This is a genomic window from Frankia sp. AgKG'84/4, from assembly GCF_023242965.2.
Lineage (GTDB): Bacteria > Actinomycetota > Actinomycetes > Frankiales > Frankiaceae > Frankia.
The window spans coordinates 1-696 of record NZ_JALKFU020000944.1 but is presented as its reverse complement, the minus strand read 5'-3'; the positions used below and the strand labels follow the sequence as shown (position 1 = coordinate 696).

Sequence of the window (696 nt, the reverse complement as noted above, 5' to 3'; positions counted from 1 at the left end):
GCACCGGCCCGGCCGGGCCGGGCCGACGTCGCGTAGATCCGCACCTCCCAGCCGGGCGGCGGCGTCCACCGCAGCGTGGTCCGCCCACCGGCGGTGACCGCGGCGAGGTCGCGCACGGGCCGGGGCCGGGCGATCACCTCGATGTCCGTCGTGGCCCCGGGGGTGCGGGCCGACTGACCTGTCACGTCGTGGTACTCGACGAAGACGTGGTAGCGGTAGGTGACGCCGACGGTGACGTCGGTGTCGTGGAGGACGCCGCCGGTGACCTGGGCACGCCGGGGCGGCTGGGCCGGGGCGGCGGAGTCGGTCCGCTCGACCGTGACGACGGATGACGACCCGTCGAGGCGCCACTCCAGCCGCACGCCGCTGGCGCTGCGCTCGGCGCGCAGGTCGGCGGGATCGCGGGTGCACACCACCGGCTCGGTGACCACCGGCTCGGAGCGGCGTTCGCCGCAGATCGCGGTGATCTCGTGCCGCACCGGCGTCCACGCCGGCGCACCGGCGTCGGTCAGCTCGGTGGCCCGGGTGGTGCCCAGGGGGCGCCGGCCCAGGGTCGCGCCACCGTCCTCGACGAGGACGACGCGCTCGACCCGGTAGGACACCGGCCCGCAGACCGACGGCGAGGGCCGCCAGCGCAGCTGGACCGAGCCGTCGGCGCCGGCCACGGCGGTGAGCTCGCTCGGCGGGGCCAGTGGC

At 77.6% G+C, this 696-nt stretch carries 1 pseudogene; it reads right to left on the bottom strand.

The features are described from left to right. Positions 1 to 696 (bottom strand): annotated as a pseudogene (locus MXD58_RS26200) (zinc ribbon domain-containing protein); the annotation flags it as partial.